This is a genomic window from Methylobacterium sp. OAE515, from assembly GCF_041806315.1.
Classification (GTDB): domain Bacteria; phylum Pseudomonadota; class Alphaproteobacteria; order Rhizobiales; family Beijerinckiaceae; genus Methylobacterium; species Methylobacterium tardum.
The window spans coordinates 5,168,837-5,183,215 of the sequence record NZ_JBGMUV010000001.1; the positions used below are offsets into that span (position 1 = coordinate 5,168,837).

Annotated in this window: 11 protein-coding genes and 1 pseudogene; 8 read left to right on the forward strand and 4 right to left on the reverse strand. The window is 70.1% G+C overall.

The window, feature by feature from the left end; all coding sequences use genetic code 11:
• Positions 1 to 103 precede the first annotated feature (103 nt).
• From ABIE45_RS25230 to ABIE45_RS25245, 4 genes and pseudogenes are all read left to right on the forward strand, one after another.
• Positions 104 to 455, forward strand: a pseudogene (locus ABIE45_RS25230) (DUF952 domain-containing protein).
• A complete protein-coding gene (locus tag ABIE45_RS25235) occupies positions 452 to 1,528 on the forward strand; it encodes a quinone-dependent dihydroorotate dehydrogenase (protein WP_192709045.1) in 1,077 nt (358 codons plus the stop codon). The pseudogene ABIE45_RS25230 and the gene ABIE45_RS25235 overlap by 4 nt, the downstream one beginning before the upstream one ends.
• A 323-nt stretch (positions 1,529 to 1,851) precedes the next feature.
• A complete protein-coding gene (locus tag ABIE45_RS25240; RefSeq protein ID WP_192709046.1) occupies positions 1,852 to 4,149 on the forward strand; it encodes an FdhF/YdeP family oxidoreductase in 2,298 nt (765 codons plus the stop codon).
• Complete coding sequence (locus ABIE45_RS25245) at positions 4,146 to 4,454, forward strand: MarR family transcriptional regulator (RefSeq protein ID WP_192709047.1); 309 nt, start codon at positions 4,146 to 4,148, stop codon at positions 4,452 to 4,454. The genes ABIE45_RS25240 and ABIE45_RS25245 overlap by 4 nt, the downstream gene beginning before the upstream one ends.
• Positions 4,455 to 4,557: 103 nt before the next feature.
• Here ABIE45_RS25245 and ABIE45_RS25250 read toward each other — a convergent pair whose 3' ends face one another.
• On the reverse strand, positions 4,558 to 5,451 hold the full coding sequence (locus tag ABIE45_RS25250) for a CoA ester lyase (protein ID WP_192709048.1): 894 nt from the start codon (positions 5,449 to 5,451) through the stop codon (positions 4,558 to 4,560).
• A 212-nt stretch (positions 5,452 to 5,663) separates the two neighbouring features.
• On the opposite strand from ABIE45_RS25250, the gene ABIE45_RS25255 reads away from it, so the two are divergent.
• Positions 5,664 to 6,008, forward strand: a complete 345-nt coding sequence (locus tag ABIE45_RS25255) for a hypothetical protein (protein WP_192709049.1) — start codon at positions 5,664 to 5,666, stop codon at positions 6,006 to 6,008.
• Between the two features lie 12 nt (positions 6,009 to 6,020).
• On the opposite strand, the gene ABIE45_RS25260 is transcribed toward ABIE45_RS25255, so the two are convergent.
• Entirely contained in the window at positions 6,021 to 7,385 is a 1,365-nt protein-coding gene (locus ABIE45_RS25260; protein ID WP_192709050.1) for an MATE family efflux transporter, read from the reverse strand.
• A 251-nt stretch (positions 7,386 to 7,636) separates the two neighbouring features.
• Positions 7,637 to 7,993, reverse strand: coding sequence for a DUF6460 domain-containing protein (locus ABIE45_RS25265; protein ID WP_192709051.1), 357 nt, complete (start codon positions 7,991 to 7,993; stop codon positions 7,637 to 7,639).
• A 281-nt stretch (positions 7,994 to 8,274) separates the two neighbouring features.
• Between ABIE45_RS25265 and ABIE45_RS25270 the strand changes: the two genes are divergently transcribed.
• The 3 genes from ABIE45_RS25270 to pdeM are packed head-to-tail and all read left to right on the forward strand — an operon-like array spanning position 8,275 to position 12,595.
• On the forward strand, positions 8,275 to 9,231 hold the full coding sequence (locus tag ABIE45_RS25270; RefSeq protein WP_192709052.1) for an alpha/beta hydrolase: 957 nt from the start codon (positions 8,275 to 8,277) through the stop codon (positions 9,229 to 9,231).
• On the forward strand, positions 9,228 to 11,840 hold the full coding sequence (locus ABIE45_RS25275) for a ligase-associated DNA damage response DEXH box helicase (protein ID WP_192709082.1): 2,613 nt from the start codon (positions 9,228 to 9,230) through the stop codon (positions 11,838 to 11,840). The genes ABIE45_RS25270 and ABIE45_RS25275 overlap by 4 nt, the downstream gene beginning before the upstream one ends.
• Before the next feature lie 41 nt (positions 11,841 to 11,881).
• A complete protein-coding gene (gene pdeM, locus ABIE45_RS25280; RefSeq protein ID WP_192709053.1) occupies positions 11,882 to 12,595 on the forward strand; it encodes a ligase-associated DNA damage response endonuclease PdeM in 714 nt (237 codons plus the stop codon).
• Between the two features lie 138 nt (positions 12,596 to 12,733).
• Here pdeM and ABIE45_RS25285 read toward each other — a convergent pair whose 3' ends face one another.
• Positions 12,734 to 14,194, reverse strand: coding sequence for a methyl-accepting chemotaxis protein (locus ABIE45_RS25285; RefSeq protein ID WP_192709054.1), 1,461 nt, complete (start codon positions 14,192 to 14,194; stop codon positions 12,734 to 12,736).
• Between the last annotated feature and the right edge of the window lie 185 nt (positions 14,195 to 14,379).

Below are 14,379 nucleotides of genomic sequence, written 5' to 3' on the forward strand. Positions count from 1 at the left end.
TACGGGCAGCAGAATGCAATCGCTCCTCGAATCAGACGGGAGTCCCGGAGTTGCCGAGGATGCGCGGCGCCTCTATCGACGCGTCGGTTTTCGGGGAGCTTCGATGCCGCTCATCTACAAGATCTGTCCACGCGCGCTGTGGCGCGAGGCGGAGGCCGCAGGTCGTTTCACCGGCGCACCGGTCGATCGGCAGGACGGCTTCATCCACTTTTCCACGGCCGCCCCAGGTCGCTGAGACCGCCGCCCGCCACTTCGCCGGACAGGATGATCTGTTCATCGTCGCCGTCGAGCCCGGGGCGCTCGGGGATGACCTGCGTTACGAGCCTTCCCGCGGCGGCGATCTGTTCCCGCATCTCTACGGCGCGCTGCCGCTTACGGCGGTGCGATCGGTCGATGCGCTCCCCCTCGGCGCGGATGGGCGCCACGTCTTTCCGGCCGGGCTTCTGCCGGCATGATCGACGTCGCCTTTCCCCTCGTCCGGCCGCTGCTCCACGGCCTCGATGCCGAGCGCGCCCATGATCTGACGCTGCGGGCGCTCGCCCTGTTGCCGTCCGGCCGGAGGCGCGAAGACGATCCCCGCCTCGCGGTCGATCTGCTCGGCCGCCGCTTTCCCAATCCGGTCGGCCTCGCGGCCGGCTTCGACAAGGGCGCCCGTGTGCCCGACGCGCTGCTCGGTCTCGGCTTCGGCTTCATCGAGGTCGGCGGGGTCGTACCGCGGCCCCAGCCGGGTAACCCGCAGCCGCGGGTCTTTCGCCTCGCGGCGGACCGTGCGGTGATCAACCGCTACGGCCTCAACAGCGAAGGGCTCGATGTCGTGGCGGCCCGGTTGCGCGCCCGGACAGGACGGCCCGGCATCGTCGGCGTCAACATCGGCGCCAACAAGGATTCGGTCGACCGCCTCGCCGACTACGCGGCCTGCACGGCGGCGCTGGCCCCGCTCGTCGATTTCGTCACCGTGAATGTCTCCTCGCCCAACACGCCGGGCCTGCGCGACCTCCAGGGCGAGGCCTTCCTGGACGAGCTGCTCGCCCGGACCGTCGCGGCCCGCGACGCGGCCGGCGCCTCGGCCGCGATCCTCCTGAAGATCGCGCCCGACATGGCGCTGGACGCCCTCGACGCGGTCTGCGCGACAGCGCTCCGGCGCGGCGTGCAGGCCCTCGTCGTCTCGAACACCACGGTCGCGCGACCCGCGAGCCTGGTCGAGCAGGCCCTCGCCCGGGAGACCGGAGGGCTGTCCGGCCGCCCGCTGTTCGGGCCGGCGACCCGGATGCTGGCGCAGACCCGCCTGCGGATCGGAGACAGCCTGCCCCTGGTGGGGGTCGGCGGCGTCGATTCCGCGGAGGCCGCCTGGACCAAGATCCTCGCCGGCGCCAGCCTCGTGCAGCTCTACTCGGCGCTGGTCTACGAGGGGCCGGGCCTCGTCGGACGCATCAAGGCGGGGCTGGTGCGGCGCATGAACGAGGAAGGCATCACCGCGCTCCAGCAGGTCGTCGGGCGCGACGCCGCGGATCTCGCGCGCGGCGCGTGATCCGGATCCCGGACCCAAGGGGCCGCGCAAGGCCGTCTTTGCGAGCGGAGCGAAGCGATCCAGCAGCGCCACATTGATCCAGGTCGCGCTGCCCTGGGTCGCTTCGCTGCACTCGCGATGACGGAGCGGGTCCCGGGACCTGAACACCTCACGACCAGGATGACCCAACTTCGCCGCACAGTTTAGAAACGCTTTGCGGAGCGGGAGCTTAGCCTGTGTCCCGTGCATGAGGGGCCTGCGCGCGCACGCCATTGTGAGGGCCGCGCGGAGACGCTTATCTCGCGTCTGCGAGACACCTCGCGTCACCCAATCCAGGACGGTTCATGGCCCAGTCTGAAGGGTCTTCCAAGCGCTCATCCGCTGCCGGCGGCTGGGGCGCTCTGAAGAGCTGCGGCAAGCACCTGCTCGGCAGCCGCGCGCCGCTCACCGGGGCCCGCGCCCTGCTCAAGGCCAATCAGCCCGACGGGTTCGACTGCCCCGGCTGCGCCTGGGGCGACCCGGAGCACGGCTCGTCCTTCGAATTCTGCGAGAACGGCGTGAAGGCGGTCTCCTGGGAGGCCACCGACAAGCGCACGAAGCCGTCCTTCTTCGCCAAGCACACGCTGACCGAGCTGCGAGGCTGGAGCGATTACGCGCTCGAGGGTCAGGGCCGCCTGACCCACCCGATGCGCTACGACGCGGCCAGCGACCGCTACCTGCCGGTGAGCTGGGACGAGGCCTTCGCGGAGATCGGCGCAACCCTGCGCGGGCTCGATCACCCGGATCAGGCCGAGTTCTACACCTCGGGCCGCGCCTCGAACGAGGCCGCCTTCCTCTACCAGCTCTTCGCCCGCGCCTACGGGACCAACAACTTCCCCGACTGCTCGAACATGTGCCACGAGGCGAGCGGCGTCGCGCTGATCGAGGCGATCGGCATCGGCAAGGGCACGGTGCTGCTGGAGGATTTCGAGAAGGCGGACGCGATCTTCTGCGTCGGCCAGAATCCCGGCACCAACCATCCGCGCATGCTCGGCGACCTGCGCCGGGCGGCCGAGCGCGGCGCCAAGGTCGTGGTGCTCAACCCGGTGCGCGAGCGCGGCCTGGAGCGCTTCGCCGACCCGCAGAACACCGTCGAGATGCTGCGCGGCGCCAGCCGCCCGATCGCCAGCCACTATCTCCAGCCCCGCTCGGGCGGCGACATGGCGGCCTTCCGGGGCATCGCCAAGGTGGTGTTCGCCCGCGAGGCCGAGGCCCTGGCGGCCGGCCGGCCCTCGCTCCTGGATCGCGCGTTCGTGGAGCACCACACCGCGGGATTCGAGGCCTACCGGGCCGCGGTCGACGCGACCTCCTGGGACGCGATCCTCGACCAATCCGGCCTGACCATGGACGAGATCGCCGCGATGGCGGACGTCTATCTCGGGGCGCAAAGGGTCATCGCGACCTGGGCCATGGGCGTGACCCAGCATCGTCACTCGGTGGCGACGATCCGGGAGATCGCCAACCTCCTGTTCCTGCGGGGCCATATCGGCCGGCCCGGCGCGGGCCTGTGCCCGGTGCGCGGCCATTCCAACGTCCAGGGCGACCGGACCGTCGGCATCAACGAGCGCCCGGCCGCCGCCTTCCTGGAGTCCCTGGAGCAGCATTTCGGCCTCGCCATGCCGCGCCGGCACGGCCACAACGTCCTGGCGGCGATCCGCGCCATGCGGGACGGCACGTCGAAGGCCTTCATCGGGCTCGGCGGCAACTTCCTGCGGGCGACCCCCGACACCCCGGTGGTCGCTCAGGCGCTCGCCTCCTGCCGGCTCACCGTGCACATCGCCACGAAGCTCAACCACGCCCATCTGGTGCCGGGCACGGTCGGCTACCTCCTGCCCTGCCTCGGCCGGACCGAGATCGACCGCAACGACGAGGGCAAGATCCAGATCGTGACCGTCGAGGATTCGATGAGCATGGTCCACGGGTCGGGCGGCATCAACAAGCCGGCCTCGAAGGAGCTGCGCTCGGAGATCGCCATCATCGCCGGCATGGCCCGGGCGACGGTCGGGTCGTCGTCCATCGACTGGGCGGGGTTCGCCGCCGATTACGACCGGATCCGCGAGGCAATCGCCGCCACAATCCCGGGCTTCACCGGCTATAATGCCCGGGTGCGCAAGCCGCGCGGCTTCATGCTGCGCAACCTCGCCGCCGAGCGGGTGTTCGAGACCGCCACGGGCCGGGCCAACTTCTCGGCGGACACCCTGCCGGCGGAGACTGAGCACCAAGCCGCCCAGAAGACGCGCGACACCTACGTGCTGCAGACCTTCCGCAGCCACGACCAGTACAATACCACGATCTACGGCCTGGATGACCGTTACCGGGGCGTCTATGGCGAGCGCCGTGTCGTCTTCGCCCATCCGGACGATCTCGCGGAGATCCGCGCCCGGCTGGGCGAGCGCGTCGACATCGTCGGCACGCACGATGACGGCATCACCCGGCGAGCCGAGGATTTCCGGCTCGTGCCGTTCGATATGCCGCGGGGATCGCTGGCGGGCTATTACCCGGAGCTGAACGTGCTGGTGCCGCTCTCGACCTTCGGGGAGAAGAGCGACACGCCGACCTCCAAGTCGGTGCTGGTCACCCTGCAGGCGCGCGCGGCGGCGTGAGCGACACGCCCGATGAGGCGGCGTTCGTCGCCGCCCTGGACCGGATGTCGGCCGCGCATCCCGGGCTGACGTCCCTGGAGGCGGGTCTCCTGGCCGCGCTCGACCTCGGCCTGCCCGGCGACAGCCGCGCCTTCGCCCGCACCTTCGGGGTGGAGCACGCATTCGTGCTGCGGGCGGTGGCCGGGCTTGAGGAGGCCGGGCTGGTCACCGTGACGGCGCGCGACGGGCGCACGCAGCGGACGCGCTTCACGACCACCGATTCTGGACCTTCGGTGCCGTCGGCTCCGCCGTCATCACAAGCGTAGCGACGTGACCCAGGGCAGCGCGACAGACTAGGATGTGGCGCCACCCTGGAGGGCTTCGCTCCGCTCGCCAGGACGGGTGCGCGGATACCGGGCGGCGCTGCGCTCAGAACCCCTTCGCCTTGATCGCTTCGGCCCAGGTCACCGCCCGGCGGTTCACGCCGAGATGTTGCCGCTCGTAGAGCCGGCCCTCCAGCTTGATCGCGCCGCGCTTGGCGTATTCCGGCCGCTCGAACGCCTCGATGACGAGCTTGGCCCGGCGCACTTCCTCCTCGGTCGGCGCGAAGGAGGTGTTGGCCGGCTCCAGCTGCGTCGGGTGGATCAGGGTCTTGCCGTCGAAGCCGAGATCGCGCGCCTGCCGGCATTCCTCGCGGCACCCCTCCGTGTCGGCGATGTCGTTGTAGACGCCGTCGAGGATGGCCAACCCCTCGGCCCGAGCCGCCGCTAGCGCCATCATCATCCAGGGTAGCATCGGCACGCGGCCGGGGACGATCTTCGCCCAGGTGTCCTTGGCGAGGTCGTTGGTGCCGAGGACGAGGCAGGTCAGGCGGTTGCGGGGATCGCGTTTGGCGCGGGCGATCTCCTGGATGTTCAGGATCGAGGCCGGGGTCTCGATCATCGCCCAGATCGCGATGCCCTCCGGCGCGTCGAGGGACTCAAGCCGGTCGGCGATGCTCTCCAGCACGGCCGGGGACGACACCTTCGGCATCAGGATCGCGTCCGGCTTGGCCTCGATCGCCGCGTGCAGATCCGCCTCGCCCCAGGGCGTCTGGGGGGCGTTGACGCGGATGACCAGCTCGCGGCTGCCATAGGCCCCGCTCTTGACGGCGGCACAGACCTGCTCGCGGGCGATCTCCTTCTCCTCCGGCCCGACCGCGTCCTCGAGGTCGAGGATGATGCTGTCGACCGGAAGCGACTTCGCCTTGTCGAGGGCCCGCTGGTTGGAGCCGGGCATGTACAGCACGCTCCGGCGCAGGCGCAGGTCGGTCGTCGTTGCCATGGGCTCCTCCCTCATGCGGCCGCCCGGCGGCCATCGTTGCGGTGCACCCTAAAGCACGCGCGCGGCCATTCCACACCCCATTGGTCGGGACCGGTGAGTCCGCACCCGGTTTGATACCGGTGCCGGTCATCGCGGATCGAAGCCGCGGTTTGGTCACGTTCCGACGTTTAAAGGCCGACCGAAGTCAGTTCTGAGACATCGGACTTACAGGCATGAACAAGACCTTGGTTGCCCTTGCACTGGTCGGCGCTCTCGCCACCCCGGGCATGGCTTGGGCGCAGAGCCGGACCACGATGGGCGTCGGTTCGGGCGCGGTCGCGGGCGCCCTTGTCGGCGGGCCGATCGGCGCGGTCGCGGGCGCGGTGGTCGGCGGCTTCGTGGGCAATTCGACGGAGCGGGGGCGCCGTCATGTCCGCCGCGGCCGCCGGTACGGCTACGCGGGCGCGCGGCGGTCCTACCCGCGCCGCGCGGAGGCCGACCTGCCGCGCGCGACGGGCGCCGTCGCGCGCACCGCACCGCCCGCGCCGACGCGCACGGGCTGGAAGGATCCGCACTAGGACCCGCGCGCCTCAGGCTGCCCGTTCGAGGGGAGACGCCGCTCTCTCCGCGAAGGTCCTGCGGGCCAGGGCCGGGAAGGCGATCGCCTGGCCCAGGCCCCGGGCGCCGAGGAACGCCATGAAGGCGAGCCAGAGCCCGGTATTGCCGAGGCCCAGAACCTGGACGACCGTCAGAATCGCGCCGTAGGCGGCGAGCGCGCACAGCATCAGGTTGCGCATCGCCCGCGTCCAGGTCGCGCCGATATAGATCCCGTCGAAGGCGAACGGCGCTGCGGCGGCGAGGGGTGCCAGCGCGGCGAACGGCAGGTAGGACCGCGCGGTCTCGCGTACCGGCCCGCTGGTGGTGACGAAATCGATGAAGCCGTGGCCGCCCGCGAGCGACAGCAGGCTGACCGCGAGCCCGAAGCCGAGGCACCAGCGCAGGCACAGGGACGCCGCGCCGCGGAAGGCCGCCGCATCCCGGGCGCCGACCGCCTGACCGCAGAGGGTCTCGGCCGCCGTGGCGAAGCCGTCGAGGAAGAAGCCGCCAATCAGGAAGAGATTCCACAGGACCGAGTTGGCGGCGAGCACCACGTCGCCCTGTCGGGCCCCGAGGGCCGAGAACAGCACGATGCCGGTGATCAGCGCCAGCGTCCGCAGGATCACGTCGATGTTGACGCTGAGGGTCCGGCGGAGCGCTGCGGCATCGCGCAGGTCGCGCAGCGGCACCCGGAATGGCCGCGACCCGAGGCGCGCCAGCACGATCAGCCCGAGGCCGAGCCCGGTCGCCTCGGCGCAGACGGTCGCCAACGCCGCCCCCATCAGCCCGAGGCCGAGGCCCAGGACGAGAACCAGGGTCAGCCCGATATTGGCCAGGTTGATCGCCACCTGCAGCAGCAGGCCGAGATCCGTGCGCCCGCGGCCCAGCACCGATCCGAGCACGCCGTAATTCGCCAGCACGAAGGGGGCGGACAGGATGCGGGTGTGTAAATAGACCGCCAAGCCGACGACGACGGTCTCGCTCGCGCCGCTGATCGCGAAGGCGACCGCCGCCAGCGGCCATTGCAGCGCCACCAGGACGAGCCCGATCAGACCGCCCGCCGCCAGCGTCCGGGCGAGGATGCGGTCGACCTCCGCGCTGTCGCGGGCCCCCACCGCCTGCGCGGTCAGGCCCGCGGTCGCCATGCGCAGGGTGCCGAAGGACCAGAAGATCGCGTCGAAGATGACGGCGCCGAGGGCCACGGCCCCGAGGAGCGCCGCGTCGCCGAGCCGGCCGATCACCGCCGCGCCGACGAAGCCGAGCATCGGCGTCGTGACGTTGGCCAGCGTCATCGGGAGCGCCAGGGCCAGCACGCGGCGGTGCGTCGGCCGGCCGGGACTGACCAGGGCGTGTGTCATGCCGCAAGCTTAGCAACCGCGACGCGATCGAACACCCTCAGCCATGCGCCGACGTGTCGGGCTCGGCAGGCGAGCTCGGACCTGGAGGGGCACGCCGGGCGGCGGGCAATCCAGACACACCGGCATGCCGGGGCTGGCCAAGACGGCGGCTCTGGATTCCGGGCTCCGCTGCGCGGCCCCGGAACGACCGGCTGAGGGCCGGTCTGAACGGCTCCGGATCATCGTCGGCTCGCTCGATCGCGGGCACGGCCTCAGCGCGAGACCGCGAACAGCCGTGCGATCAGCCACAGCGGCACGACCACGATCGCCCCGGCGACGATCCAGCCGCCGAAATCGTGCAGCGAGGCGAGCCCGATATCGATCAGCGCCCGGGCGGAATCGTATAGGTGCCAGAACAGGCGCCCAGGCGTCAGGCCGAGCATCGACATGAAGGCGCCGACCAGCACCGACAGGAACAGGAGGCGCACGAACACCCCGACGGGCGAGCCGCCGAGGAAGCGGCGCAGCCCCGATTCGCGCGTTCGATAGGGCCCTGCCCCGTAGGCGCCGTCCGGACCCGGGGCTCCCTGCTCGAAGCCCTGCGGGCGTCGGTTGTGATCGACGAGCATTGCGTCCTCGTGAGCCTTGAGCCGTCCGGATCGGCGACGAAGCCGGCAGAACCGTGACCGGCACACCACACCGCGGCGAAACCCGAGCGCGGATCGAGCGTTGGCGGGTTTCTCCCGCGAACCCCAGATGGCAAGCGGCGCCTGTCCCGCCAAGATGTCGGGACAGGCGATGGATGAGGCACCTCGCGAAACTTTCGCTGCGCCGCGTTGGCTCAGGAGAGCGCTCCCCAGGCTCGGGAGCTTCGTGAGAGGCTCCGAGCACCGACGGGACCAAACGCACGATGATCGACCACGCCCTGTTCGACCCGGCGACGATCGATCCCGAGACGATCCGGATCAATGCCGAGATCGTCGCGGCGCATGCCGCCCTGCCGGATCCCTGGTCGCTGCCGATCGCCGAGGTGCGCGAGCGCCGCCGCGCCGGCACCAAGGCGGCGCCGGCGATGCCGCACAGCGCCCGCGCCGAATGGCTGACCATCGAGGGTCCGGGCGGCCCGCTCCGGCTCCGCGTGGTCCACCCGAAGCCGGGCACGAAGCTGCGCGGCGCCTATCTGCACATCCATCGCGGCGGCTGGGTCTGGGGCTCGGCCGACGAGCAGGATCCGTGGCTGGAGCGGATCGCCGACACCTGCGGCTTCGTCGCCCTCTCAGTGGATTACCGCCTCGCGCCCGAGCACCCCTACCCGGCGGCCCTGCTCGACTGCGAGGCCGCGGCCCTCTGGCTCGCCGGTCCCGGCAAGGCCGAGTTCGGTATCCACGCCCTGACGATCGGCGGTGAATCTGTCGGCGCCCACCTCGCCGTGATGGTGCTGCTGCGCCTGCGCGACAAGCACAACCTCCCGCGGGCCTTCCGCGGCGCCAACCTCAACGCGGGCTTCTTCGACCTGGGCCTGACCCCTTCGGTGCGGAACTGGGGCGAGGAGCGCCTGGTCGTGAACACCCGCGACCTCACCAAATTTGCCGACGGCTACGTCCGCGAGGGGATCGACCGGCGCCGGCCGGACGTGTCGCCGATCTACGCTGACCTGAAGGGCCTGCCGCCCGCTTTGTTCACCATCGGCACCGCCGATCCGCTCCTCGACGACACGCTGTACATGTCGGCGCGCTGGGCCGCGGCGGGCAATGGCGGCCACACGGCGATCTATCCCGGCGGCTGCCACGTCTTCGCCCGCTATCCGAGCCCGATGAGCGAGCGGGCCCTGGAGCTGATCGACCGCTTCCTGATGGCGCTCGCCTGAGCGTTCCCTCTGAAACCCTGCCGGAGACGTTCCGGGCCTGGTTCGCGGCGCGCGGCTGGGCGCCCCGGCCGCACCAGCTCGACCTCCTGCGGATCGCCGGGGCGGGCCGCTCGGCCCTGCTGGTGGCGCCGACGGGCGCCGGCAAGACGCTCGCGGGCTTTCTGCCGAGCCTCGTCGCCCTCGCGGAGCGCGGGCCGCAGAAGCTGAAGCCGACCGGGCTCCACACCCTCTACGTCTCGCCGCTGAAGGCGCTGGCGGTCGACATCGCCCGCAACCTCGACGCGCCCATCGCCGAGATGGCGCTGCCCGTGCGGGTCGAGACACGCACCGGCGACACGCCGGCCCACAAGCGCACCCGCCAGATCAGCCGCCCGCCGGACATCCTGCTGACCACGCCGGAGCAACTGGCGCTGCTGATCGCCCATCGCGAGGCGGAGGCGTTCTTTTCGGGATTGCGCTGCGTGGTGCTCGACGAGCTGCACGCGCTGGTGACGTCCAAGCGCGGTGATCTGCTGTCGCTGGCACTGGCGCGGCTGCACCGGCTGAGCCCGGGGCTCGCGGCGATCGGGCTGTCTGCGACGGTCCGCGAGCCGGACGAGCTGCGGAAGTATTTGGTGCCGCAGGGGCCGCTTCCCCCTCCGCCGTCTTCAGGCGCGCCTTCGATATCCCACGAAGAGAGGGCCAGCGCGGTGGAGAAATCGGGCACGGGTTCCTCTCCCGCACGGGAGAGGGCGCCCGTCGCGCCGCCCATGGCCGATCTCGTCACCGTCGTCGGCGGCGCGAAGGCGGATCTGCGCATGCTCGACCTCGGTCGCGCGCTGCCGATCTCCGGCCACACCGCCTGGCACTCGATGCCGGCGATCTACGCGCTGATCAAGGAGCACCGGACGACGCTGGTCTTCGTGAACACGCGTCTCCAGGCCGAGTACACCTTCCAGGAGCTGTGGCGGCTCAACGAGGACGCGCTGCCGATCGCGATCCACCACGGCTCGCTGGACGCGCAGCAGCGCCGCCGGGTCGAGGCCGCCATGGCGGCGGGCCAGCTGCGGGCGATCGTCTGTACCGCGACCCTCGATCTCGGCATCGACTGGGGCGACGTCGACCTCGTGGTCAATGTCGGCGCGCCGAAGGGCGCGAGCCGGATCATGCAGCGGATCGGCCGGGCCAATCACCGGATGGACGAGCCCTCGAAGGCCTATCTCGTCCCCGGCAACCGCTTCGAGATGCTGGAGTGCCAGGCGGCGCTCGACGCCGTGGAGGAGGCCGCGCAGGACACCCCCGACGCCAGGCAGGGCGCCCTCGACGTGCTCGCCCAGCACGTGCTCGGCATGGCCTGCGCCGACGCCTTCGACCCGGTCGACCTCTACGACGAGATCGTCTCGGCGGCGCCCTATGCCGGGCTGACCTGGGAATCCTTCGAGCAGGTGGTCGATTACGTCGCCACCGGTGGCTACGCGCTGCGCGCCTACGAGCGCTTCGCCAAGATCCTGCGCGGGCCGGACGGGCTCTGGCGCGTGCGCGACGCCCGCACTGCCCAGGCCTACCGGATGAATGTCGGCACCATCGTCGAGGCGGCGCGGGTGCGGGTGCGGCTCGGCCGGACCCTGCGCGGCAAGCCCGGTACCGTCCTGCCGAAGACCGGCCGGGTGCTCGGCGAGATCGAGGACGAGTTCGCCAAGACGCTGACGGTCGGCGACACGTTCCTGTTCGCCGGGGAGACCCTGCGCTTCGAGGGACTCGCCGAGGACGAGTGCCTCGTGACCCGCGCACCGGCTGGGACCGACCCGGCGATCCCGTCCTACGCGGGCGCGAAGTTCCCGCTCTCGACCTTCCTGGCCGAGCGGGTCCGGGCGCTGATCGCCGACCCGTTCGCGTGGGATCGCCTGCCGAAGCAGATCGGCGAGTACCTGCTGCAGCAGCGCCGCCGCTCGGTCCTGCCGGGCGAGCGCGACCTGCTGGTCGAGACCTTTCCGCGGGGCAAGCGCTATTACCTGACGGCCTTCCCGTTCGAGGGACGTCTCGCGCACCAGACGCTCGGCATGCTGCTCACCCGCCGGCTGGAGCGCGACGGGCTGCGGCCGCTGGGCTTCGCGGCCAACGATTACGGCATCGCGATCTGGACGACCCGCGACGTCTCCGAACGTGCCGCCCTCGACCCGGACTTCATCGGCGACCTGTTCGCGGTCGACATGCTCGGCGACGACCTCGAGGCGTGGCTCGATGAATCGGCCATGATGAAGCGCACCTTCCGGCAATGCGCCGTCATCGCCGGGCTGATCGAGCGCCACCATCCGGGTCAGAAGAAATCCGGCCGGCAAGTCACGATCTCGACCGACCTGATCTACGACGTGCTGCGCAAGCACCAGCCCGACCACCTCCTGCTGCGGGCGGCGCGGCAGGATGCGGCAACCGGACTCCTCGACGTGAGGCGCCTCGGCATGATGCTAGAGCGCATCCAGGGGCGAATCATCCACAGGTCTCTCGACCGGGTCTCGCCGCTCTCCGTATCCGTGATGCTCGAGATCGGGCGCGAGCGGGTCTACGGCGAGGGTGCCGACGAGATCCTGGCCGAGGCCGAGGCGGAGCTTCTCCAAGAGGCTCTGTCCTGACCGTCGATCCGCCCTCCCCCGACGATTCCGAGGATGCGATCTTGGCGGCCGGCCTGAGACTCGAGAAGACTCACAAGCACCCCACCCTGCAGTTGGCAGGCGAGACCCTGGTGCTCGATCTCTGCGGCGGCCTTTGGCTGCCGGAGCACCGGACGCTGATCGTGTCCGACCTCCACCTGGAGAAGGGCTCGTCCTACGCGGCCCGCTCGGGTCAGTTCCTGCCGCCCTACGACACCCGCGAGACCCTGGCCTGCCTGCACGAGGCCGTGGTGCGCCACGATCCCGTCCGCGTGGTGGCGCTCGGCGATTCCTTCCACGATGCCCGCGGGCCCGAGCGGATGGAGCCGGGCGACCGCGCCATGGTGGCGGCGCTGCAGGAGGGCCGCGACTGGGTCTGGATCGCCGGAAACCACGATGCGGCGGTCAGCGAGGGCGTCGGCGGCCGCTACGCCGACGCGCTGACGATCAGCGGCCTCGTCCTGCGCCACGAGCCGAGCCCGGAACCTGTGACCGGTGAGATCGCCGGCCATCTGCATCCCTGCGGCAAGGTCGCGATGCGCGGGCGGGCGGTGCGCCGCCGCTGCTTCGTCACTGACGGGTCGCGCCTCGTGATGCCGGCCTTCGGGGCCTATGCCGGCGGCCTGAACGTCCGCGCCAAGGCGATCGAAGGGCTGTTCCCGAAGGGTTTTACCGCCCACCTCCTCGGCGACGGGCGGGTCTTCGCGATCGGTCGGGCGCAGCTCGCTCGGGACTGAGCGCGCGCCGTCATCGTCATCACGAGCGAAGTAACGTGATCCAGGGCCGCGCGGCATGGCGCGACGTGGCGTCGCCCGGGACGGCCTCGCCGCGCCCGCAAGGACGGCGCGCCCCGCGTGGGACGCGTTCGGGTTTGCTCACGCCGTTCTCATGAACCGGATCACGCTCTCCGACAGGCTCGCCGAATGGCCGGCGAGGCTCTCGGCGATGCCCTGGACCGATTGCGCGAGTTGACCGGTGGCGTTGGCGGCCTCGGAGACGCCGCCGATATTACCGGCCATCTCGTGGGTCGAGACCGCTTGCTCCTCCACGGCGCTCGCCATCGACAGCGTGAGCTTCGAGAGCTCGCCCACGGCCGCGGTTATCATTTCGATGGCGCCGACCGCATCACCCGTGGCGCTCTGGATCGCCGAGACCTGCTGGGTGATCTCGCCGGTGGCCTTGGCGGTCTGTTCGGCCAGCGCCTTCACCTCCGAGGCCACCACCGCGAAGCCCCGGCCCGCCGCGCCGGCGCGGGCCGCCTCGATCGTGGCGTTGAGCGCCAGCAGATTGGTCTGGTCGGCGATCGACTTGATCATGCCGACGACGGCGTCGACCTTGCGGGCGTTGTCGGCGAGCTGCCGCATCGTCGCGTCGGTGGTCTCAGCCTGGACAGCGATCTGTTGTGCGCGCTCCGAGACCCGGCCGACCTGCCCGGAGATCTCCTGAATCGCGCCGTTCATCTGCTCGGAATTGGCGGCCACCGACGACGCCTTGTGCCGCGCGGATTCGGCCGATTGCATCAGCCCCTCGGCGGAACTCTGCATCTCCTGGATCGCGGATCCGACCGCCTCGACGACCCGCTTGACCTCGGTCTCCATGTTCACCTGCGCGGTGACGACGGCCCAGGTCAGCATCGGCCCGAGGTAGCGGCCCTTCTCGTCGTTCACCGCCGTGACCTGCAGGTTGAGCGTCTCCGGCCCGACCTTGATCTTGGTGGTGTGCGGCAGCCGGCTGGCATCGGCCAGCATGGTGCGCTGGTGGTGCGGGTTCTTGTGGAAGACGTCGAACGAACTGCCGAGCATCGCGTCGACCTTGATCGGCAGGTGCTGCTCGATCGTCGACAGGGTCTTGCGCGACGTGGCGTTCAGGTAATCGATCTTGAAATCGTCGGTCATGTCGGCGGTCATGACCGCAACCGGCACATTGTCGATCATCGTCAGGAGGCGGGTAATCTCCTTCTTCTTCGCCGAGATGTCGGAGGCGAACTTGACCACCTTCACCGGCTGGCCCTTCGCGTCGAGGATCGGGTTGTAGGTCGCCTCGAGCCAGATCGTGGTACCGTCCTTATCGATCCGGGGAAATTCCCCGGTCACGTAGTGGCCGGCCTTCAGCCTGTCCCAGAACGCCGCATATTCGGCGTTTGCGGCATAGGCGTCTTCAACGAAGATGCGGTGATGCTTGCCGACGACATCATTGAGCGCGTACTTCATCACCTTAAGGAAGTTTTCGTTCGCATGCAGCACGCGGCCGTCCAGCGCGAACTCGATGATGGCCAAGGGCCGGTCGAGCGCCTCGATCTTGGCCTGCGCCTCGCTGTACGTTGCTCGCTTGAACATGGTCACAATTGGTTCCTCCGGACGGCTCTATAGCTTCCGTCCGGTTAACAACGCGCTAATCGATGTCCAAATGCGATATCGCCATCGCTGAATGCTTCGGAAGATACGGTCCGCCGAAATGGTTTTCACGCCTTCATCGCATTAAAAATCGAAATTTGCTATAGAAATATCTGATATTGACTATA